Below are 23,595 nucleotides of genomic sequence, written 5' to 3'. Positions count from 1 at the left end.
CTTGGTTGGCCTCCAATGCCTTATCTAGCCCTAGATAAGGCATTTTTATTTAGCGCATCCAGATTTTAATATCTGCTAGACCATTAGCCTGAAGAGCGCTGAGTTGCTGATCAACATTTTGAGTTTGTTCAAACTCAAATGCGTCAAGCTGCTCATCAAACGTTATATTAGCCACCCCGTCGCCACCACGCTTTTTAACTTGATGTAGCGCGATATCTGCAAGGTTCACTGATGTTTCCCAACCAATAACTTGCCCACCTAGCAAAGGAAGCGGATAAAAAGACCATCCAAGAGAAGCTGTAATGGTTGTTGACTCTCCATTTGGAAGTCTAAATGCATTACCCGCAATAGCCTCACACAGTTCAGCTGCATAACTATCTATACCAGAACGTTTAAAATCACGCAGTAAAAGTAAGAACTCATCACCACTCCAACGTGCAACATAATCGGAGCCTTGGGTACGACTATTCAACAGTGTAGCCATTTGCTGTAAGCAACTATCACCAGCCAGCGGTCCATAGGCGTCATTGATACGGCTAAAATTATCAAAGTTAATAATCATCAATACTAAGGATTTACCCTGCGCTTGCAGTGATTGCGAGTTACGCTGAAAGTGCTCAATATCCTTAGGAAGTTGATCAAATAAGAAGCGACGACTACGAAGCCCGGTAAGCTCATCTGAGTGACTCACTAATTTAAGCTGTGAGTTCACTTGATTAAGCTTATCGTTCGCTTCACGAAGCTCTACGGTGCGTTCTGTTACTAAGCTTTCAAGGGCTAACTGCTTGCGTTTTTCTTGCGCTCTAAACACCCAAAAGACAAGATAAAATAATAAAATAAAGCTGCTTGTGATGAGCAATCTAAAATAAATAGTTTCATCAAATCGTTGCGGCACAACAAACGCATATTCTGTTCTGCGCGCTTTCTGCCAATCTTCACCGCGGCGTTTAGCTTCTAGATGAAATAAAAAAGAGCCCGGTGGTAAGTTAGTGTAGATTGCTTCGCGACGTGTATTTGCATAGCGCCAGTGACTATCTAACCCACTTAATCGGTAACGGAACTCAATACTTGAAGGAGCATAATAATCGATAGCGGTGTACTTAATGGTGACATCTCGCTCATCAATTTGTAATTCAGGTTTAGCACCGAGCGAGGCCGTACTCATTTGACGAAGAGGTGTGGTAATGTTTTCAATACGTGGCTTAAGCGCTTTAACACCAAATAGTTCAACACTTTTAGGTATTTCAACGACCCCTTGTAGACTTGGATACCAAATCGAATTACCAGTGTCCGCCACCGCATCATGACCAAGACCTGCACAACATTGGCTAGCTTTACCATCAAGCTGGCGGTCAAATGACGAAATAACCTGCTCAACTTTCAAGCTCTCAATGTCAGTACTAAACTGCTCAACAGGCATACGGTATACGCCTTTCATGGTACTGACCCAGATACGCTTTAGTTGTTTGTCGTAGACAAGACTGAAAATAGAGCCATAGGGTAAACCGTCAGTAGCATCTAGCTGACGCCACTGCCCTTGTGTACTGCGATAAAATAAACCATCATTCAAAGAGCCAATTAAAATACCCACACCGTCGATATTTAAAATACTGGTCACATACGCACTCTCTAAACTGGTCTGATCGCCAATTTTCTCAATACCGCGGTCGGTAAAGTAGTAAGCACCTTTACTGGTGCCAATTAAGCCAAAGTTTTGCTCATCCAATACGTAGGTTATAAATTTACTGCTTAAAAAAGCGTTGTAAGCAAATGGCGTTAACCCCCCATAACTTAAGCGATACATGCCTCGACCCGTGCCAAGCCAAAAACCACCTTTGTTTGAACGGCTAATTGCAAATACGGGGTTATCACGAAGAGCTCGACCAGGTACCGTATATAGACGCTGGTTTTCATAATAAAAAACGCCTCGACCAGTGGCAATATAGAGGCGGTCGCCATCAAATTGTAAGTCATGCACCGCAGCCCGACCAAATTGATTGCTGGGTATTTGATTTACAAAATTTTTATTGTAATCGAAGTAACCAACACCACTACGGTTAGCAACCCATAACTTACCGTCAGGCGCTTGGCTGATCGCCATCACCGCTTCGGTCATATTTGAAATAGCAGAATGGCGCTCTATTCGCCCTTCGTGAGCAAGCCATAAACCTTCACTAAAGCTTGCCAGCCAAATATTATTTTGATTATCACGAAATATGTCAGCAAACCAAATGCTCTGATCTAACTGACTAGGCTCAACCCACTGCCAGTCACCTGAGTTATCTCTAAATAATAAACGACCATAGGTGGAAATCCACAGCGCACCATCTGAATCGCTCATAAACTTATAAACAGCTGAGTTGCTCGCGTTAGGGAGTGGGAATGGACGCAGCTCATCATCTAAATCAAGAAAGTATGCACCCAGCTCCGATGCCAAATATAAGTTCCCCTCAAGCCAAGCCATATCATGGATAATGGTCTGCGCTAGGCGCTCGGGTAATGACACTTTTGCGGTAAGTTCTAAACGTAGTTTTGCAAAGTCAGATGAAGTATTGGTTAAACGTAATAAGTGACGCTCATTAACCAACCATATACCTTCTGGTGATAGCGCCATTTGACTGACTGAACCGACAATTTGCGTAATTGGTGTGGCATTAGATACAGGCACGACCAAGGCTGAATTTTGATTTAATGTAACCTGATTACGTGCTACGAAATAAAGGCCATTGGCTGCAATCCAAATACTGCCTTTTGAGTCTTCAAGAATATCGCGAACAGGCCCTTTTACGTTAAAGGTTTGCGACATCATAGTTTTAGGGTCAAGTGTTACCAAACCATTTTTGGTACCAACCCAAAGTAACCCAGTGCTATCTACCAATAGCTTATTAATACCATTACTAGGTAGAAAATCGCTATTTTGTGTATTGAAGTTAGTAAAGGTGTTTCCATCAAAGCGGCTTAGGCCAAACTGTGTGCCTAGCCACATATAGCCTTGCTCATCTTGAGCAATACTTTTTAAAGATTGTGAGGGCAAGCCATTTTGGATATTCCACTGTTTAACGACGTAGTCGGTAATAGACGCAAATGCAGACGTGCTGCAAAGCATCAACAAACAGAGAATTATAAATCGCATCATATACTTGCCACCAAGTAACACCTAACTCATCGTTTAAAAAGGTAAATAGCCTGCTTTAAACAAGGCTTGAACACAAATTAATGAAAATATACCTGCTAAAATATCATCAGCCATGATGCCCAAGCCACCGTGTAAACGTCTATCTAAAATTCGGATAGGACCTGGTTTAGCAATATCAAAAAAGCGGAACAATAAAAAACCAACCAATAGTGACTGCCAACTTAATGCGGCACCCATCATGGTGATATAATAACCAGCAACTTCATCCCAAACAATGGCTGGATGATCATGCACCCCTAAGTCATCGGCTGTTTTACCACAGGCCCAAATACCAAACACGCTGATCACAATTGCAAACACAATCTGTAACCACAGCGGAAAATACATAGTGGTGAAAATAAATGGCAAGGCAGCAAAGGTACCAAAGGTGCCTGGTGCTTTAGGTGCAAGACCTAAACCAAAACCCAAACCAAAAAACTGGTGTGGGCGTTTTAAGTTGAATAAACGGTTATTGCTCAAACCGGCTCCTTCGTAAAGTGCTGAAAGCCCTTACCTTGATAGTTAAATTTTTCACCATCAAGTAATAGCTCAATCTCGCCCTCGCCACTTTTAATTTGCCCAACACAACTCGCTTCAACGCCGTACTGGCGTAGTTTCATATCTACCATGCTTTTATTACTTTCAGGCACAGTAAACAACAACTCGTAGTCGTCACCGTAATTTAGAATGTAATCAAATTGCTCTCTACGTGGGATCGACGAATTTAATGCATCTGACACAGGCACTTTATCAACATTAATCACAGCACTAACTTGCGATAGCGCTAAAATATGGCCTAAATCTGCCAGTAAGCCATCAGAAATATCAATGGCCGATGAGGCTGCACCGCGTAGAACTTGACCTGCAGCCACACGGGGGGTCGGGTAATCGAGGCGATTATTCAAATAGCTTAAATGTTCAGGGGCAATATCAAGGCCTTGCTTACGGGCTTCAATGGCTACGCCAGCATCCCCTAGTGGACCAGTTACATAAATCCAATCACCCACTTTAGCGCCACTACGACGCAACGCTTTGCCTTCAGGTACAATGCCTTTAGCACAAATGGTAATCGTTAAAGGGCCTTGTGTAGTGTCACCGCCAATGATCTGCACATTGAAGTACTCTGCAATCTCATGCATGCCTTCGGTGAACTGTTCAAGCCACTCTATATTAGCTTCTGGCAATGTTAAACCAACCGAAACCCACGTAGGTTCAGCGCCCATAGCAGCCAAATCACTTAAATTAACGGCTAAAGCACGGTGCCCAAGAGCACGCGGTGATATATCATCAAAAAAGTGTACACCCGCAACTAAGGTATCTGTTGTTACTGCCAGTTGGCAGTTTTCAGGCACGGTCACTAACGCACAATCGTCACCAATTCCAAGGTTTACATCACGACGAATAATGCCGCGACCTTTAAAGTAACGATTGATTAATTCAAATTCCTTCATACACAAAAAAGCCGGCCCAAGCCGGCTCTCCTTTACGGGGTTGATTACTTGCGCAGCTCTTTCACTGCTTTATCAAGTACACCGTTAACAAATTTATGGCTGTCTTCAGCACCAAACATCTTCGCAAGCTCAATGCCTTCATTGATTGCTACTTTGTAAGGTACGTCTTCACGGAATTTCAGCTCGTAGCCAGACAGACGTAAAATTGCTTTTTCGACCATGTCTAACTCATCAGCTGGGCGTGCTAAATGTGGTGCAACGATTTCATCTAATTGCTTACAGTTAACAACAACACCGCGTGCTAGGTCTTTGAAATATTCGACGTCGATTTTAGTCACATCATTTTCAATTAACATTTGCTGTTCAATATCAGCAATTGGGTTACCGCTTAACTGCCAAGAGTATACGGCTTGAAGTGCTAAGATACGTGCTTTACGTCTTGCTGCTGGTTTCACAGAGATTCCTTAAACTTAAATTTTGTCTAACACATTAACCATTTCAAGCGCACCTAAAGCAGCTTCGCCGCCTTTATTACCCATTTTGGTACCTGCGCGCTCAATTGCTTGCTCAATGCTTTCAGTGGTTAATACGCCAAATGCAACCGGGATATCGTACTCAAGAGATACTTGCGCAAGACCTTTGTTTGATTCGCCAGCGACTAAATCAAAGTGTGGTGTACCACCTCTGATCACTACGCCTAGAGCGATGATTGCATCGTGTTCTTTCTTTGCTGCAACGCGTTTTGCTGCTAAAGGTAATTCAACGGCACCTGGTACGTAAACAACAGTAATGTCGTCGTCAGATACGCCACCTGTGCGTTTAAGCTCATCAACAGCACCTGCTAATAGGCTACTACCAATAAAGTCATTAAAACGAGAAATGACAATGGCAAATTTTTTGCCTGGTGCGTATTTGTTACCTTCAATAATTTTCATTTAATAACCCTAAAAAATAAGTTTAAGCGGTTGCGATTGCGCAAAAATTACGGCGCATAATACCACAAAAATATAAAAGTAGCCTAGTTAATTAAGACTGCGGCTCAACGTAGTCAACCACCTCTAAGTGGAAACCAGATAACGCATGGTACTTTTTCGGACGGCTCATTAAACGCATCTTTTCAATACCTAAATCAGCTAGGATCTGAGAGCCGACCCCCACCGTACGCGATGTACCTTGGAATTTACGATGACTGACATTTTCACCCACATCTTCAGCGGCAAATGCTTTTACTGTTGCTTCAAGCTCTTCGGTTGACTCTTGTTTACCTAAAATCACTAATACACCATCATGTTTAGCAATATAAGCCATTGCATCAGATAAACCCCAACTACGGTCAGCATTGCGATCTGAGAGCAAAATATCATTAAACGTACTTTGTAAGTGAACACGTACTAACGTTGGCTCATCTTTAGATACGTCACCTTTTTGTAAAACATAATGAAGTTGACCATCAATAGTGTCTTTGTAGGTCACTAAATCAAACTCACCGTGATCGGTTGGCAGTTTACATTTAGCAACGCGCTCAATGGTGGTTTCGTTTAGGTTTCTGTACTCGATTAAATCCGCAATGGTGCCAATCTTTAAGTCATGCTCTTTCGCAAATACTTCAAGATCAGGGCGACGTGCCATGGTGCCATCTGCATTTAAAATTTCAACAATCACTGATGAAGGCTCAAGACCCGCTAAACGCGCTAAATCACAACCTGCTTCAGTATGACCTGCACGTGTTAACACGCCACCTGGCTGCGCCATAATCGGAAAAATATGCCCTGGTTGAACGATATCGCTAGGCACGGCTCCTTTAGCAATAGCCGCTTGCACTGTGCGTGCACGGTCGGCCGCCGAAATGCCGGTTGTTACACCTTTTGCCGCTTCAATTGACATAGTGAAATTAGTTGAAAAGGCAGCACCGTTATTTTTGACCATAAGTGGTAATTCTAACTGCTGACAACGCTCTTGTGTCATGGTTAAACAAATTAAACCACGGCCGTGTGTTGCCATAAAGTTGATGGCATCAGCACTAATATGTTCTGCTGCGATGATTAAATCGCCTTCATTTTCTCTGTCTTCATCGTCCATTAAAATAACCATTTTACCGGCTTTAATGTCATCGATAATTTCTTGCGCGCTGTGTAAATTCATAATGTGCCCATGAGAGTATGATTAATTAGACCTATCCGTGCTTATTTAATAAAGCCAGCTTGTGCTAGCAAGCTCATTGATATGTCTGAACGGGAAGGTTGTTCAGCCCCTTTTATTAGGCGCTCTAAGTAGCGAGCAATCTGGTCAACTTCTAAGTTCACCTGAGTACCCACCTGAAATTCTGCAATCGTTGTTTGCTCAGCGGTGTGTGGAACAATCGTCAACTTAAAGCGATTTTGCTCGACTTCGTTAACCGTTAAGCTAATACCATCAATACATACCGAACCTTTGTACGGAATGTATTTCATTAAATCGCTGTTGGTACTTAGCCAATACTCTGTTGCACGAGCGTTAGGACTAATACTTTCTACCGTCGCAATACCATCAACATGGCCTGATACCAAGTGCCCACCTAAGCGAGAAAGTGGTTGCATGGCTTTTTCGAGATTAACTGTTTGGCCTTTTTTGTAATGTGCAAATCCAGTTAAGCTGATTGTTTCGTTTGATAAGTCAGCACTAAAACCATCGCTATATTTAGCGACAACCGTTAAACACACACCGTTGGTGGCAATACTGTCACCGAGCTTGACGTCTTTCATATCCAAATTAGTGCTTTGGATACGAATAGCTAGATCACCTTGCTTTTGTGTTAGTTCAACAATTTTACCTGTTGCTTCAATTATTCCAGTAAACATAGTGTTACTCTTTATTTTCAATATATGTGGCTTGCTTTGCTTTTTTCGCGGTTATACGGATGTCGTCACCAATCATCACTGTATCAGTAAAGGTCAGCTCAGTGATATCACTCATCAAAGTGACTTCTGCAAAGTTTAGTAAGCTTTTGCCCATATCACCTATTAACTTAGGGGCAATATAAACAATGTATTCGTCAATTAAATCTTGCTCTGCGAACACCCCAGCAAGGGTTGCACCCGCTTCGAGCCAAATATGATTAAATTGTAGTTCAGTAAGACGCTTTAAAACCGCCGATAAATCAACTTTATTATTAACTGCTGGCACTACTTCGTGTTTAACAAAGTGAGGCCATTTATGCTGATTATCAAGCGACGTGGTAAAAATAATCACCGGACTTTCAATGCTAAATAAAGCGAGTTCTGAGGTTAACCTATTTTGTGAGTCAATAATGACTCGGGTCGGCTGGCGCAAAGGCAGCGAGGTTGGCATGGTAAATGGAAGCTCTTCAATGCGAACATTCAGTTTTGCATTATCGGTCATAACCGTATCTGCGCCAGTGAGTATCGCGCAACTTTGGGCACGAAACGCTTGCACGTCTTGGCGTGCTTTAGAGCCTGTTATCCATTTACTTTGGCCGTTATTTAGCGCAGTTTTACCATCTAAACTACATGCCATTTTACAAGTCACATATGGCAACCCTGATTCCATACGCTTTAAAAAACCTTTATTTAAATCGCGCGCTTGTTGTTCAAGTAAACCAGATGCCACGGTAATACCGGCGTCGGCTAAAATTTGTAGGCCGCGACCACTCACCGCAGGGTTTGGGTCGACCATAGCGGCAATCACCTTGCTAACACCCGCTGCTTTTAAACCTTCGGCACAAGGTGGAGTGCGTCCATAATGACTACAAGGCTCTAAAGTCACATAGGCAGTGGCGCCTTTCGCGTTGTCGCCAGCTACAGCCAAGGCATTCACTTCAGCATGGCCCTGCCCTGCGAGTTGATGAAACCCTTCACCGACTATTTCGCCATCTTTAACCAAAACACAGCCAACATTCGGGTTTGGCGTCGTAGTAAAACGACCTTGCTTAGCAAGCTCAATGGCACGCGTCATGTAAGCAGTATCAAGCTCCGTAAACGACATGATTAATCACCTAAACGAGCGATTTCTTCACCAAACTCGCGAATATCTTCAAATGAACGATAAACCGATGCAAAGCGCACATAAGCTACTTTGTCGAGTTTCTTTAGTGATTCCATGATGCACTCGCCAATTAAATGGCTAGAGATCTCACGTTCACCGGTGGCACGAAGTTGAGATTTAATGATATTAACGACTTCGTCGACCTGCTCAGTGCTAACAGGGCGTTTCTCTAAAGCGCGATGCAAGCCATTCAGTAACTTGTCTTCATTGAATGGTTCGCGGCTACCATCTTGCTTGATGACTCTTGGCATCACAAGTTCAGCGCCTTCAAAGGTGGTAAAGCGCTCATGGCATTCGTTACATTCACGTCGACGTCTCACTTGGTGACCACCGCCAACAAGTCGAGAATCAATTACTTTGGTATCTTTTGCGGTGCAAAAAGGGCAATGCATAGGGTTCAACTTCCGTTTATAAAAAACAAAAAAAGGCCGCTTAGTAAGCGGCCTTTATAATAGCAAAAAACAACGCTATTGTTATCTTAATTACGGTTTAACCAGTAATTAAGCGTAAACTGGTAATTTTTTACAGATAGCTTTCACTTTCTCTTTTACTTCTGCTTGTACAGACTCATCGTTGATGTTGTCTAGTACGTCACAGATCCAGCCCGCAAGCTCTTTTGACTCAGCTTCTTTGAAACCACGGCGAGTAATCGCCGGAGAACCAATACGAAGACCAGACGTTACAAACGGTGAACGTGGGTCGTTTGGTACTGAGTTTTTGTTAACTGTGATGTTTGCATTACCTAGTGCAGCGTCAGCATCTTTACCTGTGATATCTTTATCGATTAGGTCAAGAAGGAATAAGTGGTTGTCTGTTTTACCAGAAACAACTTTGTAGCCACGCTCTTGAAGAACTTCAACCATAGCTTGAGCGTTCTTAACAACTTGTGCTTGGTACGTTTTAAACTCTGGTTGTAATGCTTCTTTGAAAGCAACCGCTTTAGCAGCGATGATGTGACATAAAGGACCACCTTGACCACCAGGGAATACAGCGCTGTTTAGCTTTTTGTAAATCTCTTCATCACCACATGCAGAAACGATTAGACCGCCACGAGGACCCGCTAATGTTTTGTGAGTTGTTGTAGTAACAACGTGTGCGTGAGGGATTGGGCTTGGGTATACACCCGCTGCGATAAGACCAGCAACGTGAGCCATATCTACGAATAAGTATGCACCTACTTTGTCAGCGATTTCACGGAACTTAGCCCAATCAACAACGCCAGAGTATGCAGAGAAACCAGCGATGATCATTTTTGGCTTGTGCTCTAATGCAAGTGCTTCAACTTGAGCATAATCAATTTCGCCTGTCTCTTCATTTAGGCCGTATTGAATTGCATTGTACGTTTTACCAGAAAAGTTAACGTGTGAGCCGTGAGTTAAGTGGCCACCATGAGCTAAGCTCATACCTAGTACTGTATCGTGCGGCTGAAGAAGCGCTTGGAAAACAGCTGCGTTTGCTTGTGAACCTGCGTGAGGTTGAACGTTAGCGTAGTCAGTGCCGAATAATTCGTTTGCACGGTCAATAGCGAGTTGCTCAACAACGTCAACGTGCTCACAACCGCCATAGTAACGTTTGCCTGGGTAGCCTTCAGCATATTTGTTCGTTAGCTGAGAGCCCTGTGCTTCAAGCACGCGTGGGCTACAGTAGTTTTCAGACGCGATCAGTTCGATGTGCTCTTCTTGACGAGCCGTCTCTTTATTGATGGCTGCAAATAACTCTGGATCGAAATCCGAAATATTCATGCTACGTTCTAACATGGGGTCTCCTAAGGCAACGTGTATGGTGTTTTTTTGAAGGCTATATTGTACGCTTAAAACGCACTTTTGCCTATCGTGTAAAGATGAACATATTTAAACAGGGATTGAATTTATTTCACAGTGTTTTAATAATGATATTTTTTTATTGATACATAACAAAAATTTATAAATTTAAAATATTACATATATTTTTAAAATGTCACTAAATTAAAAAAGCGGCCGCTGACACTTGTATTTCCGCTTACACCAACTAATCTTATAGTATTAGTTAGTATCAAGGATGATAGCGAGACATGTTAGCCAAACCAATTTATGAAGTTGTCCCTTATGTGTACTTCTTTCTCGGGGTGAGTTGTATTACGTTAGCCAAAGATAGTGTGCCAACTTTAATCGGTATAATACTGTTTTTAATGGGCGCAAATGTGTGGCGTATGCGCTCTGAGGCCAGAAGAACTGATCACTCAAGCCAAAGAATAAAACAAACGAAATCTCACTATTACTATGAATTTAAACCATTTATTTTATTCATTTCAGCGTTCACTTTAATTCAGTGGACACAAAACGAAATAATCTCAATTATCAGTGTGTTACTGTGTATCGCCTCTTTGGTAATTCTCATTATGCGAGTTTTAAACCGTCATAGCCATTCACTACTTCATTAAAATAAGCAATATAAAAAAGAGCGGCTTAGCCGCTCTTTTTTATAGATATTACGCGAGTTTACTGAGTAGCTCAGTGCGAAGCAATTGATAATCAAACTTGATATCTTCAGCTAAACATTGCTTTGCTAATGCATCAGCAAGTGGTTTCGGCATAGACAGTTCGATGTCTAAAATTTCTTCAACACTTTCTTTAAATTTAGCTGGGTGTGCTGTCGCTAAAAAGATACCTGCGCTGCCGTCTGCTAGATTTTCTTTCAAGCCTTGATAAGCAATTGCAGTATGAGGCTCTGCAATGTAACCCGTTTGATGAATTTTTTTCATCACCTCTTTTGTTTCTTCTTCACCCACACAGCTTGAGTAAAAATCATCATAGCTAAACCATTTGTTATCCAACATAAACTGAACACGTGGCCAGTTATTCGGTTTACTCACATCCATTGCGTTCGATAACGACTCAAGCGTGTCATTAGGCGACCACTCTTTGTTTTGTAAAAAACGTGGCACAGTGTCGTTTTGGTTAGTTGTAGCGCTTAATTTCGCTACTGGCATACCAAGCACAGCACCAATCATTGCAGCGCACACATTACCAAAGTTACCACTTGGTACTGAGATATGCGCTTTACTACGTTGCTCTTTAGGTAATTGAGCAATGGCTTCAAAGTAATAGCAAACCTGTGCAACTAAACGACTGATGTTGATTGAGTTAGCAGAGTTTAGACCAAGCTTTTGTTTAACTTCATCGTCTAAAAACGCTTGCTTTACCATGCTTTGGCAATCATCAAAGCTACCATCAACAGCATAGCAGTGAATGTTATTACCTAACGTTGTGAATAGCTTTTGCTGCGCCAGTGATATTTTCCCTTTCGGGTATAAGATCACGACATCAATATTTGGCTTGTTGTAAAAGGCATGGGCAACCGCAGCTCCTGTATCGCCTGATGTAGCCGTTAAAATCGTGACTTTTTCGCCTTGGTTAAATTGCGCAAGACATTCAGCCATAAAACGGCCACCAAAGTCTTTAAACGCAAGCGTTGGACCATGAAATAGCTCTAAGCAATAAATGTCTTTTTCTACTTCAACTAATTTCACATCAAAGTTAAAGGCATTTTGCACCATCTGAGCAACGGTATCTGCTGGCAGCTCATCACCAATTAGGTGCGATAAAATCTTGCTGCTACGGCTAACAAAGTCCAAATCTAGTAACGCATCAATGTTTTGAATTGGCGTAAGGCTTTCTGGGAAGAACACTCCTTGGTTACGCCCTAAACCCGTTTTTACCGCTTCAACAAACGACACCTGTTGTGTTTCATCTTTTAAATTATGTAATTGCATGTTTATTCCTTAAATTCTCTAAAGCTGTCGTGTGCCAAGCTGATCTAGTTGACAGATGTGGCAAAAGCCCTGCTCATTGATGTAATTATCATTCAGCCACGCTGCACACTGCTTAGCAGCTGCAAGGCTCTTACACACGGTAAATAATGTTGGACCCGCCCCCGAAATACTGACAATCTCTGCGCCAAGCTCTGGTAAGGCACTTTTAGCTTCTGCAAAGCCTTGTATGAGTGGAGCACGATGTGGCTCGGCTATTTCATCACTCATTATGGATAGCGCTGCATCAAAGCGACCAGTTAGCAATAAGCTACTAAACGCAGAAAGTCGCTGTGCAAACTCAACACTATCGTGCATTGATAATTGCTTTGGCAGTACTGATCGCGCTTTTGCGGTATTCAGTGAAAAACCTGGAAAAGCCGCTACGTAATACCATTGATTATCAACAGGTAACGAAATTGACTTGTTCGGAATAAGTTCACCAGTTAATTGCAAACCACCTAAATAACATGGCGTGATGTTATCGTAATGACGGCCGCCACTAACACTGGCTTCAAAATCAGCCATCAACTCGATAAGTTGCTCTTGAGATAAATTTGTTTCAGCAAATTTATCAAGGGCTGCAAACGCAGCCACCACAGAACACGCACTTGAACCTAAACCAGAACCAATTGGTAAGTTCTTTTTAAGCTCAAGTTTTACCGCTGGCATAGTCGGCGCAACGTGTTCTTTAAAATGAATTAAACATTGATAAGCCAAGTTTTCTTCAGCATTAGCAGGCAGTTTATGAGCATAGTCGCCTGAACATACAAAGGTATCTTGCTCAGCGGCACTCACCTCGACAACATCACCTAATAAGGTGCCATCGATAGGTGCCAGCGCAGCACCTAGCGCATCAAAGCCGACAGCAAAATTCCCGATTGAAGCGGGTGCATATACACGGATCATGACCTGCTCCTAGCGCGTTAACGTTTTTAAGATATCAGCAAATACGCCTGCGGCCGTTACTTCAGCACCTGCGCCATAACCACGAATCACAAACGGGCGTGGTTGATAATATTGACTTAAGATTGCCAGTGCATTTTCACCGTCACGGATATCGTATAAAGCATGGCTACTATCTACGGCTTCAATGCCGACTTTACATTGACCGTTTTCAATAGTGCCCACATAACGAAGTACTTTACCTTCACTTGCTGCACTTTGAATGCGGTCGTTAAACTGCGCATCAAGTGATGGTAGTTTTGCCATAAAGTCCGCTACAGAATCATCTTCTGCAAACCCTTTTGGTAAAACAGATTCTACTTCAATATCGCTTAGTTCTAACTCAAGACCTGATTCACGGGCAATGATCAGTAGTTTTCGGGCAACATCGGTACCCGATAAATCATCACGCGGATCTGGCTCTGTAAATCCACTTTCTTTCGCTTTTAATGTTGCTTCGCTTAGTGATAAACCATCTTGTAGCGCACCAAACATATACGATAATGAACCCGATAAGATACCGCTGAATTTAATAAGTTCATCACCCGCACCAAATAGCGATTTCAGGTTATCAAGAACCGGTAAGCCTGCACCTACGTTTGTTTCGTATAAAAATTTACGATTATTCTTTTGTGTCGCAGCAACTAAATCTTGGTAGTAAGCATACGAGCTAGTATTGGCTTTTTTATTCGCCGCAACGACATGGAAGCCTGCATTTAAGAAATCAACATATTGCGCAGCAAGTTTATCGGCAGAGCTACAATCTACGATCACAGGGTTGATTAAGTGATTTTGTTTAACAAATTGCTCTACTAGGTTTAAATCAAATGCTTGCTCTGAGCTGGCTAGCTTGTGTTGCCAGCCATCAAAAGTAATGCCTTCGCTATCTAGGTAAAGCTGTTTTGAGTTAGCAACACCGTATAGGTTCAGCTTAATATTACGTTTTTCAAGCCATGCTTGTTGGCGCTCTAACTGCTGAATAAGCTCTTGACCAACTAAGCCACAGCCTAGTAAAAACACATCGATTGAAGGAATATGCGTAAAGAAGTTTTCATGGCACACTTTTACAGCATCGTTGCACAGCTCACCATCGATAACCGCTGAAATGGCGCTTTCAGTTGAGTCTTGTGCAATAGCAACAATGTTAACTTGTGCTTGAGCTAGTGAAGCAAAGAACTTAGCAGCTAAACCTTTATGAGCACGCATGTTGTCACCCACTAAAGTGACAATAGCGAGATTACGCTGTACTTGTACTGGCTCAATTAAACCAGCTTGTGATTCTAATTCGAAGGCTGTTTGTAATGCTTCAAGAGCAAGTGATAGGTCACTCTCATGCACACAGAAACTGATGCTAAATTCACATGAAGATTGAGTGATTAAAACAATTGAAACATTGTCATGTGCCAATGCATTAAATACTTTTGACGCCATGCCCACTTTACCTTTCATACCTGGGCCTGACACCGTTAACATAGCGAGGTTTTGTAAACTTGATAACGCTTTAACTGGATCGCTCGACACGCTGTCGTTACTGATCACTGAACCTTCTGCACGTGGGTTATGAGTATTTTTTATCTCGCACGGCACACCTGCTTTAGCACAAGGTAAAATCGTTTTTGGGTGCAACACTTTCGCACCAAAATAAGAAAGCTCCATTGCTTCTTTATATGAAAGCGAATCAACCTTAGAGGCTTTTTTGATATAGCGCGGGTCAGCATTGTACACACCGTCTACATCAGTCCAAATCTGGCATACATCAGCTTCTAAACACGCTGCTGCAATCGCAGCTGAGTAATCGGAACCATTACGACCAAGTGTTGTAAGCTCCCCTAGCTCATTAGATGCTGTGAAACCTGGCATGATATAAATAGTACTTGGCGCCGCTTTCAATGCTTCTTGAAAACGTACTTTACTTGCTGCTAAGTCAGCTTCAGCATCAATGTAACCACCTACAGAAGCTATACACGCCGTCGCTTCGAGGTAGCGAGCATTACTTTCTTTAAGCATACATTCCATCAAGGCAACACTAACGCGCTCACCAAAACTGATTACATAAGCACGTACTTGGTCTGGGCAGCATTTTAAAAGTGCAACACCATCTAGCTTATTCTTAAGCTCATTCAAGTCTGGCCAATTTGCTACCTGACCAAAATCAGCTTCGACAGCTGCTTTTAATTGTTCACAACGCACAACCAGTGCTTGCCATAACTCACTAAAATCTTGCCCATGCTCTGCTGCACTTGCTAACGCTACCAGAGAATCTGTCATACCACCTGGTGCTGATAGCACTAACAACATTTCATCACGTAATTCTTCTTTGACTAACTGAGCTACCTGTTGTAAACACGCGTAGTCAGCCAAGGACGACCCGCCAAATTTTAATACTCGCATTATTTATGTTTCCTCATCCCATAAACGAAAAAAAGGCCTGTGTTCTAGTGAACACAGGCCTTTATATTTGTTGCACCGACCTATGCCACTATCCCGTAAGGATGATGGTTGTAATAATAATGGTCGTTGCTTGATTAAATGTTTTCATAGCCTTTAGACTGCCCTATTACTAGCTAGGCTGTCAACCCTTTACTTGAAGATAAATTATGCATTTAGATTATAAGAAACACTAATGAATACCAAATTTATGCAAGGTCGCTTTTAAGCGGGCAATATCTATCGGCTTGTCGATAAAGTCGATAGCACCTAGTTTTGCAACTCGTTGTTTCATTTCAACTTGAATATCAGCCGAAATAACTAAGACAAAACACTCTATTTTTTCAGCTTTAATGGTTTCGAGTACAGTTACGCCATCGACTTCTGGCATAGTTAAATCCAAGCACAGCAAATCAAAGCTCTGCTCTCGTAAAAAAGTGAGTGCTTCTTTACCATTCTTGGCTTGATGGATATCAGCACTGATGCAATCACCTAGGCACCTAACAACTTGTTTCCTAGCAACATTTGAGTCATCGCAGACAAGTACTGTGAAATTAGAACTATTCATGAGATAAAAATCTTTGCTGTAGCAAATACAACATTAAAAAAGGCTAAAGTTAAAGATGAAGTAAATTTATAACACACTTTTTAAAGTGCAGTAAGGCTAAGTTTTTTCAATATTTAGTAACAATTTATAAATGTTTCTTCAAAAAAGGATATATTTATTTATTTTTAATCATTTATTAGCTAACTTTAGAACTAGCTGAATGTATTACAATTGTCACCAAGGAGCTATGGATATTCCATGCTACAAAAAAGCCTGTCAAAAAAATTATTAACCAGCGTACTCTCGGTCTACTTTTTATTAACGTTTGTAGTTACGTGTGGGCAGGTCATTGCTGAATACGTTAATACTAAAGACTATATCCGTGACGAATTAACCACCTTGCAAAAAACATTTAGTCGAAGCTTAACCCGCGCCATTTGGGAGTTAAACACCAAACAAACAATTACCACGGCCGAGGGATTACTCGCCATTCCAATGATTGAAGGTATTATTGTTCGTGATGATAGCGGTGAAATTTTATCCCAACTTGGGCGCTCTCTAGATATACACGAATTATACAGTCAACAACTAGTGCAAGAAGAAGCCATTATCGAGGACACCCCTTCGGGCTTATTTGGTTATACTTTCCCACTTATTTTTGAGTTTTCAGGCAGAGCAACCCAAGTCGGTGATGTCACCTTATTTTCAAGCCGCGAAGTTGTCTTTAGCCGTATTATGATTTCAATTTATTTCTTGATTGGTAATGCGATGATCAAAACCACGTTTTTGATCATTTTATTTTTAATCGCCTTTAGAAAACAACTTACCGAGCCACTTGCACAACTCACCGAACAAATTGAAGACCTAGAGCTCAATGACTTAGAAGGTCGTCACATCGAAATCGAAACTAGTGAGCATAACGAACTAAAAGTGATGGAAGAGTCATTCAACCGCTTAATAGATAAAGTGGTGTTGTACAGAGAAGAGCTCGAACATACACAAAAAGAACTGCTCATCAGCAACGAAAAACTTGACCAACAAAACCTGCAATTAGAGCAAGAAGTTGCACGCAAAACATCCAACCTAAGCCAAGCTATGATGGACTTGCAACAGCAAAAATATGAGTTAGAAAAACAAAAACTAACCCTCACAGAAGAAATCGATTTACGTAAACAAACCGAACAAGAATTAATTACCAAGCAAACAGAATTACAACGTTACCTTGATGAGCTAAACATGGCACAAGAGCGCCTTGTCGGCTCAGAGAAAATGGCCGCATTAGGTGGCTTAGTCGCGGGTATTACGCACGATGTAAACACACCGATTGGTATTGGTGTAACTGCAACCTCATTTTTACAAGAGCGGTTGGATCAAATAGAAGCCGCTTACAAAGACAAAACCTTGTCGCCAAAAGCGCTTGAAGAATTTATTAATGATGCCAAACAAAGCACAAGCTTACTCACCAGTAACCTTGACCGCGCTTCAGAGTTGGTTGCAAGTTTTAAACAAATTGCAGTAGACCAAGCTAGCGAAGCGGTGCGAACCATTAACTTTAAAGAATATTTAGGGGAAGTTATTCGCTCACTACATCCTAAATTAAAGAAAACATCGCATCATATTAATCTTGATTGTCCTGAAGATTTAACCCTTAACTTACCGGCTGGCGCTATTAGTCAAATTTTCACCAACCTTATTATGAACTCGCTGATCCACGGCTTCGAGGGCATCGAAAATGGCCTTATTGATATCATTATCAAAGACGAAGAAGATGAAGTGATTATCGACTTTAAAGATAACGGTAATGGCGTTACCAAAGAGCAGTTAGAAAAACTTTTTGACCCATTCTTTACCACCAAACGCGACCAAGGCGGCAGTGGCCTAGGGACACATATCACCTTTAACCTAGTGAAACAAACGCTTAGTGGTGATATTGAAGTCAATAGTGAACCTGGTAAAGGCTTGCACTATCACATAAGCTTTCCAAAAAACATGCCGAAACCGCTTTCAATGTTCAACTCGTAAGCAAAACGCCGTGATGCCGAAATCATTCATTTCGGCATCACTTTTTTATTGTTATGATTGGGCAAATTTATTGAAAGGATTAGCCTAATTATGTGGTTTAGTAACCTTATCTGTTACCGCTTTAAACAAGACGTCTCATATAACCAAGAAGATTTCGACAAAGCCCTAGAGCAAGACCTATTTCGTTCATGTACAGGCCAAGAGCTATCAACGTTTGGTTGGACAAAAGCATTTGGCAAACATGGCCAAACACTTTCTCACTTCTCTCAAGACAGTATTTTAGTGTGCGCTAAGCGTGAAGAAAAAGTACTACCGGCGGCCGTAATCAACGAACTTGTAATTGAAAAAGTAGAACAAATTGAAGCCGAAGAAAATCGTCCTGTTAAGAAAAAAGAAAAAGACGAATTAAAAGAAAATATCCTACATACGCTGCTTCCTCAAGCATTTAAAAAATCGAGCCTACAGTTTGCCTTTATCGATCAAAAAAATGGCTGGGTAATCGTAAACAGCGCAAGCTTTAACAAAGCAGAAGAGCTACTAGCCCTACTTCGTAAATCACTTGGCACACTGCCTGTTGTTCCTGCATTTGCAAATTACGACCTTGATGTATTTTTAACAGATTGGCTAACTAAGTTTAGTGCACCTGACGGGTTTGCTATCGGCAATGATGCCGAGCTTGAAGAAGCTGATGACAGCGGTGCTCAGGTAAAACTTAAAGGTCATGACCTTTCATGTGATGAAGTTAAGTCGCATCTAGAAAATGGTAAGCGTGTAACTAAGCTGGCGCTAGATTGGCAAGAGCGCGTTAAGTTTATGCTGCAAAATGATGGTTCTATCAAACGCATGAACTACTCAGAAACATTAAAAGAAGAAAACGCTGACATTCCTAAAGAAGATATGGCAGTCAAGCTCGATGCAGACTTTATCCTCGCATCAGAAGAGATCAAGCAAATGTTAGAAGAGCTAACACAAGGGCTTGGTGACGCTGACGATTTATAACCGAGCGTGACACAAAAAAGTGCGATAAATATCGCACTTTTCAATTACTTCATACTGAGTAAATAAAAATTATACCCTATGTGGCTTTAGTCGGTAAAAACAGCCTTAACCTCATTGAGCATATTGTGGTACTCATCAGTATTGAACATATCCAGAGACTCAATGACCCCTTTATCAACATACATTTGCAACGCAGCCGATTTATCTGAAACTTGTAAAATTCCCTCCAGAATCGCACCAATACGGATAAAATCCACGTAACAAATATGCTCAGGGCGGTAATTAGGATTTGCCCAGCTTTCAGCAACTTCAACAAACTCATCAGTGAAGCCCCATGCTCGCATGATAGCACCGCCGACCTTCCCCCCTAGCTTTTGAATGGCGTGGGCAAGAAAACTAGGATTGGCAAATACTTCGGGGTGTTTTTCAGCTTCAGTAAGAATGGGTAGCACGCCAATGTTATAAACCAACGAAGCGAGTGTAATGGTATCTCGATTCAATGACGTGTGCTTATTCATATGTAAAAAGAAGTCCATTAAGGTAATTGAATGGCAGGCAACTTTAAGCGTCTTTTGCCATGCTTTATCCATATAACCTTTAATTAACTCATTATGTGAAACAAAAAGCTGTTCCATGGCCATTGCCGTAGCAATATTCTTAATTTGCCTTAAACCAATACGTGTTACCGCTTGATGTAAATTTGTGACCTTCACTGAGCGTCCCATAAATGCACTGTTGGCCACTTTAATCATTCTTGCCGATAAAGCAGGATCATGTGCAATGACATCCGCCATCTGCATTAAATTTACATTCGGATCATCCGCCGCTTGTCTAACTTTGACAGCAACTTCCGGTAAGGTAGGTAACACTAACGTGTCATTATTTATTCTGTCGACCAAAATGGTCAGTAAAGCATTCTCTGTTGACATATACGTGCCATCCTCTTGAATTAGTCACTTGCAAATAACGTAAACTAATGACTGACATTCTTAGATTAATTATAGTTTTAGTATTATCTAAGTTAGCGCTAAAGTTAAGAAAAACACAGAAATTATATTTTTTTATTTTTAAGTCACTACCTGATAAATAAATATTGCTTCTAGCGCAGTAAACTTGCCATATATATGTCAGATTTGCTTTAATGCGAAGACATTCTGTTTTAAACGTAATGATTCTCTCTTTCTAACGGGCAAAAAAATGACATTAAATAAAATTAGCCAAGCACTTATCTTATCAGGTGCTGTTTTTCTTGGCGCATGCTCTAATGAGCAAGCAACCACTTCTCAAACTAAGCCTACAGCACAACAAACAAAGCAAATTACTGAAGAAAATAATCCTCAACTTATCAATGCTGACAAGAGTCGTTTAGATATTTATACAGACTTTACACTTACATCAGACTTAAGCCACTTAAGTGACAATCAAAAACAAATGGTTGGTAAGCTAATTGATGCATCAAAAATCATGGATCAACTATTTTGGCATCAAGCATTTGGTGAGAACAAAGACGCATTTTTAGCAAAAATTAATGATGAAAAAGTTCAGAAATTTGCAGATATCAACTACGGCCCTTGGGATCGTTTAAATGGCGATAAAGTATTTTTATCTGGCTACGAAGAAAAGCCACTAGGCGCAGGTTTTTACCCAAGCGATATCACTAAAGAAGAATTAAATAGCGCAAATGTTGAAGACAAAACAGGCCTTTATTCTGTAATTAAGCGTGATGAAAATGGCAAACTTTATAGCGTTGCATACTCTGTAGAATATGCACAAGAGCTTGAAAAAGCTGCGAACTTACTACGTGAAGCAAGTAAACTTGCTGACGACAAAGAATTTGCAAACTACTTAAGCATGCGTGCCGATGCCCTAGTAAGTGATGATTTCCAACCATCTGACTTTGCGTGGATGGATATGAAAAATAACCCAATTGATGTTGTTATAGGTCCTATCGAAACTTACGAAGATCAGCTATTTGGTTATCGCGCCGCCTATGAATCTTATGTACTTATTAAAGACCTTGCTTGGAGCGAGCGCTTAGCTAAGTTTGCTGCTTTTCTACCTGAGTTACAAAAAGGCTTACCTGTTGCAGACAAGTACAAACAAGAAGTACCCGGCTCAGATGCAGACCTAAATGCTTATGATGTTGTGTACTATGCTGGCCACTCAAATGCGGGTAGTAAAACAATTGCTATCAACCTGCCAAATGACGAGCAAGTTCAATTAGAAAAAGGCACACGTCGCTTACAGCTGAAAAATGCAATGCGCGCTAAGTTCGATAAAATCTTAGTGCCAATTTCAGAGCAATTAATCGTTCCAGAGCAACGTAAGCACATCACCTTTGATGCATTTTTTGCTAACACCATGTTCCACGAAGTAGCCCATGGTTTAGGCATTAAAAACACCCTTACAGGTAAAGGGACAGTTCGCCAATCACTACAAGAGCATGCCAGTGCCCTTGAAGAAGGTAAAGCAGATATCCTAGGGCTTTACATGGTTGAACAGCTACTTAAAAAAGGCGAAATCACTGACGGAACATTAGAAGATTATTACATCACCTTCATGGCTGGTATCTTCCGCTCAGTGCGTTTTGGTGCATCAAGTGCCCACGGTAAAGCAAATATGATCCGCTTTAACTTCTTTGCTGAAGAAGGTGCGTTTTCTAAAAATGCGGACGGCTTATACAGCGTTAACATGGAGAAAATGAGTCAAGCAATGGAAAAACTTTCGCGCTTAATCTTAACGATTCAAGGTGACGGTGATTACCAAAAAGTTGATCAGTTAATCGCAACTCATGGTGAGATTAAAGCTGAGCTTGCTAAAGATTTAGAAAAGCTAAGCCAAGCAAATATCCCTGTTGATGTAACCTTCAAGCAAGGTAAAGACGTATTAGGTTTAGACTAAACCAGTTATTTTGAAATAAAAAACGCTGCCAGTGGCAGCGTTTTTTATTATTTAAAGCTTATTAATGAGCAACAAAACTGAGTCCATACTTGTTGTTTAACTTTACGATATCGCCACTTATCAACATGTTATGAAACTCTCGGTTAAACTCATCAATAAAACGACCTAACTCTCGTTGTTTAGAAAAACCAAAATAGCCTTGATTAACAGTTAGCAAGGGCGAAAGCATAATAACGTCTTCAGCAATCCCTAATCTTTCTATTACAGGCTTTGCCGCACGTGGATGAGCCAGAAGCAAATCAACTCTATCGTACATTAACTGTAAAAAGCTTGCTTGCACACTCGCCACCTCAGAGAGTGACAAACTCGATTCATAACGCTTAAACTCTTGACCGTAATCCCAACCTCGAATTACACCTATTACGTCTTTTTTTAAACTGGCGAAGTTGCCAAGCCAAGTAACTGAGTTACTCGGTTTAGTATAAAATACAATAGGATCCTCATAGAAAGGCAGTTCACTGTACAGAATATATTGCTCGCGAAGCAGCGACTTGTAAGGTCCAATAATCGCATCAGCCTTCCCTTGCTCAACCATTTTCAACGCTCGCTTCAATGGCATCACATCGATAATTACGGTATGCCCTAAACGCCGACATATTTCATGAACAATATCAGCACCCAGTCCGGTAGCATCTCCTTGGGGATTGGGCTCCAAAATTGCGGGAAAATGGCTCCCTACAAAGTAATAACTTTTAGCAAAACACGAAAAGGAGCTAAAAATAAAAAGTACTGAAAGCATTAATCTCTTCACTTCTTACTCCCTCCTTTTGGCATTCTGAAAAATAAATTTTACTCTAGCACGAATATTAAAAATGCGCTTTAAGTGCTGAAATTTGCTGATCGCTATAAGGTATAGCAGGTAACTTTCCCCATACAGGTGCGGGCCATGCGGCATCGCTTTTAAAACGCGCAATATGATGAATATGTAATTGCGGTACCATGTTACCCAGTGCAGCAACATTCAGCTTATCAGGACTAAATACCTGTTGAAGCAGCTTACTTAACTTAGCAGATTCTTGAAGTAACATAATTTGTTGCTGTTCAGACAGGTCGATGATCTCTTTAACACCCGCCTCTCTTGGCACTAAAATAAACCACGGATATTGGCTGTCATTCATCAGCAATACTTTACACAGTGGCCAATCAGCAAGTTCGATACAGTCGCGCTGTAATTCTTTGGCCAGAGAAAACGGCGTGTGGGTATTTTCCATCAAAAAATCCTTAAATCTAAGTTGTACCC

21 protein-coding genes are annotated in these 23,595 nt (G+C 41.3%); 4 read left to right on the top strand and 17 right to left on the bottom strand.

Going from position 1 to position 23,595, the window contains the following annotated elements:
- Window positions 1-49: 49 nt before the first annotated feature.
- The 10 genes from LY624_RS03960 to glyA form a co-directional block, all read right to left on the bottom strand.
- The gene (locus LY624_RS03960) at window positions 50-3,136 is read right to left on the bottom strand and encodes a ligand-binding sensor domain-containing diguanylate cyclase (protein WP_130150833.1); all 3,087 of its coding nucleotides are present in this window, start codon (window positions 3,134-3,136) and stop codon (window positions 50-52) included.
- 33 nt (window positions 3,137-3,169) lie between these two features.
- A complete protein-coding gene (locus LY624_RS03955) occupies window positions 3,170-3,655 on the bottom strand; it encodes a phosphatidylglycerophosphatase A family protein (RefSeq protein WP_130150832.1) in 486 nt (161 codons plus the stop codon).
- On the bottom strand, window positions 3,652-4,626 hold the full coding sequence (gene thiL, locus LY624_RS03950; RefSeq protein WP_130150831.1) for a thiamine-phosphate kinase: 975 nt from the start codon (window positions 4,624-4,626) through the stop codon (window positions 3,652-3,654). The genes LY624_RS03955 and thiL overlap by 4 nt, the downstream gene beginning before the upstream one ends.
- 44 nt (window positions 4,627-4,670) lie before the next feature.
- A complete protein-coding gene (gene nusB / locus LY624_RS03945; protein ID WP_054552571.1) occupies window positions 4,671-5,081 on the bottom strand; it encodes a transcription antitermination factor NusB in 411 nt (136 codons plus the stop codon).
- 15 nt (window positions 5,082-5,096) lie between these two features.
- Window positions 5,097-5,561 (bottom strand): 6,7-dimethyl-8-ribityllumazine synthase, encoded by a 465-nt coding sequence (gene ribH / locus LY624_RS03940; protein WP_036966328.1) that lies wholly within the window; start codon window positions 5,559-5,561, stop codon window positions 5,097-5,099.
- Between the two features lie 91 nt (window positions 5,562-5,652).
- A complete protein-coding gene (gene ribBA / locus LY624_RS03935; RefSeq protein ID WP_341803908.1) occupies window positions 5,653-6,768 on the bottom strand; it encodes a bifunctional 3,4-dihydroxy-2-butanone-4-phosphate synthase/GTP cyclohydrolase II in 1,116 nt (371 codons plus the stop codon).
- 41 nt (window positions 6,769-6,809) lie between these two features.
- Window positions 6,810-7,463, bottom strand: coding sequence for a riboflavin synthase (locus tag LY624_RS03930; protein ID WP_130150829.1), 654 nt, complete (start codon window positions 7,461-7,463; stop codon window positions 6,810-6,812).
- 4 nt (window positions 7,464-7,467) lie between these two features.
- Complete coding sequence (gene ribD, locus LY624_RS03925) at window positions 7,468-8,607, bottom strand: bifunctional diaminohydroxyphosphoribosylaminopyrimidine deaminase/5-amino-6-(5-phosphoribosylamino)uracil reductase RibD (RefSeq protein ID WP_341803907.1); 1,140 nt, start codon at window positions 8,605-8,607, stop codon at window positions 7,468-7,470.
- 2 nt (window positions 8,608-8,609) lie between these two features.
- Complete coding sequence (gene nrdR / locus LY624_RS03920; protein WP_054552576.1) at window positions 8,610-9,059, bottom strand: transcriptional regulator NrdR; 450 nt, start codon at window positions 9,057-9,059, stop codon at window positions 8,610-8,612.
- 108 nt (window positions 9,060-9,167) lie between these two features.
- Window positions 9,168-10,424: a serine hydroxymethyltransferase gene (gene glyA, locus LY624_RS03915; protein ID WP_062570197.1), complete on the bottom strand. Its 1,257-nt coding sequence runs from the start codon at window positions 10,422-10,424 to the stop codon at window positions 9,168-9,170.
- A gap of 293 nt (window positions 10,425-10,717) precedes the next feature.
- On the opposite strand from glyA, the gene LY624_RS03910 reads away from it, so the two are divergent.
- On the top strand, window positions 10,718-11,086 hold the full coding sequence (locus LY624_RS03910; RefSeq protein WP_062570196.1) for a hypothetical protein: 369 nt from the start codon (window positions 10,718-10,720) through the stop codon (window positions 11,084-11,086).
- Between the two features lie 48 nt (window positions 11,087-11,134).
- On the opposite strand, the gene thrC is transcribed toward LY624_RS03910, so the two are convergent.
- From thrC to LY624_RS03890, 4 genes are all read right to left on the bottom strand, one after another.
- A complete protein-coding gene (gene thrC / locus LY624_RS03905; RefSeq protein WP_130150827.1) occupies window positions 11,135-12,418 on the bottom strand; it encodes a threonine synthase in 1,284 nt (427 codons plus the stop codon).
- 18 nt (window positions 12,419-12,436) lie between these two features.
- On the bottom strand, window positions 12,437-13,363 hold the full coding sequence (thrB, locus tag LY624_RS03900) for a homoserine kinase (protein WP_130150826.1): 927 nt from the start codon (window positions 13,361-13,363) through the stop codon (window positions 12,437-12,439).
- A 9-nt stretch (window positions 13,364-13,372) separates the two neighbouring features.
- Entirely contained in the window at window positions 13,373-15,790 is a 2,418-nt protein-coding gene (gene thrA / locus LY624_RS03895) for a bifunctional aspartate kinase/homoserine dehydrogenase I (RefSeq protein WP_341803906.1), read from the bottom strand.
- Window positions 15,791-16,019: 229 nt separating this feature from the next.
- The gene (locus tag LY624_RS03890; RefSeq protein WP_062570192.1) at window positions 16,020-16,394 is read right to left on the bottom strand and encodes a response regulator; all 375 of its coding nucleotides are present in this window, start codon (window positions 16,392-16,394) and stop codon (window positions 16,020-16,022) included.
- Window positions 16,395-16,631: 237 nt separating this feature from the next.
- Here LY624_RS03890 and LY624_RS03885 point away from each other — a divergent pair, with 237 nt between their 5' ends.
- Both LY624_RS03885 and rdgC read left to right on the top strand, forming a co-directional pair.
- Entirely contained in the window at window positions 16,632-18,395 is a 1,764-nt protein-coding gene (locus tag LY624_RS03885; RefSeq protein WP_062570191.1) for a sensor histidine kinase, read from the top strand.
- A gap of 90 nt (window positions 18,396-18,485) precedes the next feature.
- Window positions 18,486-19,394 carry a recombination-associated protein RdgC gene (gene rdgC, locus LY624_RS03880; RefSeq protein ID WP_062570190.1) on the top strand — a complete coding sequence of 303 codons (909 nt, stop codon included), beginning with the start codon at window positions 18,486-18,488 and terminating at the stop codon, window positions 19,392-19,394.
- A gap of 86 nt (window positions 19,395-19,480) precedes the next feature.
- Here rdgC and LY624_RS03875 read toward each other — a convergent pair whose 3' ends face one another.
- On the bottom strand, window positions 19,481-20,323 hold the full coding sequence (locus tag LY624_RS03875; protein WP_062570189.1) for an HDOD domain-containing protein: 843 nt from the start codon (window positions 20,321-20,323) through the stop codon (window positions 19,481-19,483).
- Window positions 20,324-20,591: 268 nt separating this feature from the next.
- Here LY624_RS03875 and LY624_RS03870 point away from each other — a divergent pair, with 268 nt between their 5' ends.
- Window positions 20,592-22,295, top strand: a complete 1,704-nt coding sequence (locus LY624_RS03870) for a dipeptidyl-peptidase 3 family protein (protein WP_341803905.1) — start codon at window positions 20,592-20,594, stop codon at window positions 22,293-22,295.
- A gap of 61 nt (window positions 22,296-22,356) precedes the next feature.
- On the opposite strand, the gene LY624_RS03865 is transcribed toward LY624_RS03870, so the two are convergent.
- Both LY624_RS03865 and LY624_RS03860 read right to left on the bottom strand, forming a co-directional pair.
- A complete protein-coding gene (locus tag LY624_RS03865; protein ID WP_157066227.1) occupies window positions 22,357-23,106 on the bottom strand; it encodes a substrate-binding periplasmic protein in 750 nt (249 codons plus the stop codon).
- 55 nt (window positions 23,107-23,161) lie between these two features.
- Entirely contained in the window at window positions 23,162-23,566 is a 405-nt protein-coding gene (locus tag LY624_RS03860) for an HIT domain-containing protein (protein ID WP_130150821.1), read from the bottom strand.
- Window positions 23,567-23,595 lie beyond the last annotated feature (29 nt).

This window comes from Pseudoalteromonas sp. N1230-9, assembly GCF_032716425.1.
Classification (GTDB): domain Bacteria; phylum Pseudomonadota; class Gammaproteobacteria; order Enterobacterales; family Alteromonadaceae; genus Pseudoalteromonas.
This window is presented reverse-complemented; position numbering and strand designations above follow the sequence as displayed.

What these genes read in the sequence shown, in the direction of transcription:
- LY624_RS03960 (WP_130150833.1), bottom strand. Translation starts at nt 3,136, where the DNA reads ATGATGCGATTTATAATTCTCTGTTTGTTGATGCTTTGCAGCACGTCT.
- thiL (WP_130150831.1), bottom strand. Translation starts at nt 4,626, where the DNA reads ATGAAGGAATTTGAATTAATCAATCGTTACTTTAAAGGTCGCGGCATT.
- ribH (WP_036966328.1), bottom strand. Translation starts at nt 5,561, where the DNA reads ATGAAAATTATTGAAGGTAACAAATACGCACCAGGCAAAAAATTTGCC.
- ribBA (WP_341803908.1), bottom strand. Translation starts at nt 6,768, where the DNA reads ATGAATTTACACAGCGCGCAAGAAATTATCGATGACATTAAAGCCGGT.
- LY624_RS03930 (WP_130150829.1), bottom strand. Translation starts at nt 7,463, where the DNA reads ATGTTTACTGGAATAATTGAAGCAACAGGTAAAATTGTTGAACTAACA.
- ribD (WP_341803907.1), bottom strand. Translation starts at nt 8,607, where the DNA reads ATGTCGTTTACGGAGCTTGATACTGCTTACATGACGCGTGCCATTGAG.
- nrdR (WP_054552576.1), bottom strand. Translation starts at nt 9,059, where the DNA reads ATGCATTGCCCTTTTTGCACCGCAAAAGATACCAAAGTAATTGATTCT.
- glyA (WP_062570197.1), bottom strand. Translation starts at nt 10,424, where the DNA reads ATGTTAGAACGTAGCATGAATATTTCGGATTTCGATCCAGAGTTATTT.
- LY624_RS03910 (WP_062570196.1), top strand. Translation starts at nt 10,718, where the DNA reads ATGTTAGCCAAACCAATTTATGAAGTTGTCCCTTATGTGTACTTCTTT.
- thrC (WP_130150827.1), bottom strand. Translation starts at nt 12,418, where the DNA reads ATGCAATTACATAATTTAAAAGATGAAACACAACAGGTGTCGTTTGTT.
- thrB (WP_130150826.1), bottom strand. Translation starts at nt 13,363, where the DNA reads ATGATCCGTGTATATGCACCCGCTTCAATCGGGAATTTTGCTGTCGGC.
- thrA (WP_341803906.1), bottom strand. Translation starts at nt 15,790, where the DNA reads ATGCGAGTATTAAAATTTGGCGGGTCGTCCTTGGCTGACTACGCGTGT.
- LY624_RS03890 (WP_062570192.1), bottom strand. Translation starts at nt 16,394, where the DNA reads ATGAATAGTTCTAATTTCACAGTACTTGTCTGCGATGACTCAAATGTT.
- LY624_RS03885 (WP_062570191.1), top strand. Translation starts at nt 16,632, where the DNA reads ATGCTACAAAAAAGCCTGTCAAAAAAATTATTAACCAGCGTACTCTCG.
- rdgC (WP_062570190.1), top strand. Translation starts at nt 18,486, where the DNA reads ATGTGGTTTAGTAACCTTATCTGTTACCGCTTTAAACAAGACGTCTCA.
- LY624_RS03875 (WP_062570189.1), bottom strand. Translation starts at nt 20,323, where the DNA reads ATGTCAACAGAGAATGCTTTACTGACCATTTTGGTCGACAGAATAAAT.
- LY624_RS03870 (WP_341803905.1), top strand. Translation starts at nt 20,592, where the DNA reads ATGACATTAAATAAAATTAGCCAAGCACTTATCTTATCAGGTGCTGTT.
- LY624_RS03860 (WP_130150821.1), bottom strand. Translation starts at nt 23,566, where the DNA reads ATGGAAAATACCCACACGCCGTTTTCTCTGGCCAAAGAATTACAGCGC.